Annotated in this window: 2 tRNA genes and 1 rRNA gene; all 3 read left to right on the plus strand. The window is 46.8% G+C overall.

Annotation, left to right across the window (positions count from 1 at the left end):
• Positions 1-56: ribosomal RNA gene (locus tag Xets_RS22595) — 16S ribosomal RNA — on the plus strand; the annotation flags it as partial.
• A gap of 66 nt (positions 57-122) precedes the next feature.
• Positions 123-199: transfer RNA gene (locus tag Xets_RS12715), tRNA-Ile, on the plus strand.
• A 20-nt stretch (positions 200-219) separates the two neighbouring features.
• A tRNA-Ala gene (locus Xets_RS12720) sits at positions 220-295 on the plus strand.
• Positions 296-442: the final 147 nt, after the last annotated feature.

The following is a 442-nucleotide window of genomic DNA, read 5'->3' on the forward strand; positions in this document are numbered from 1 at the left end:
GGGTGAAGTCGTAACAAGGTAACCGTAGGGGAACCTGCGGTTGGATCACCTCCTTAACCGAAGATGGTGAAATGTGAGTGTTCACACAGATTGTCTGATAGAAGAAGAGACGGGAACGGAATAGGCTTGTAGCTCAGGTGGTTAGAGCGCACCCCTGATAAGGGTGAGGTCGGTGGTTCAAGTCCACTCAGGCCTACCAACTTTTCTGTCCGGTTCAATGGGGCTATAGCTCAGCTGGGAGAGCGCCTGCCTTGCACGCAGGAGGTCAGCGGTTCGATCCCGCTTAGCTCCACCATGACTCTTCTTAATAAAAACTATTTCGGAACACATTGAAGTCAGTGTGTTGTGAAATTTATGCTCTTTAACAATCTGGAACAAGCTGAAAATTTGAAACAATCGATGTTGTTGAATGATAACATTGATGAGTCTCTCAAAAACTCCA

The organism is Xenorhabdus sp. TS4, from assembly GCF_014467265.1.
Taxonomy (GTDB): domain Bacteria; phylum Pseudomonadota; class Gammaproteobacteria; order Enterobacterales; family Enterobacteriaceae; genus Xenorhabdus; species Xenorhabdus ehlersii.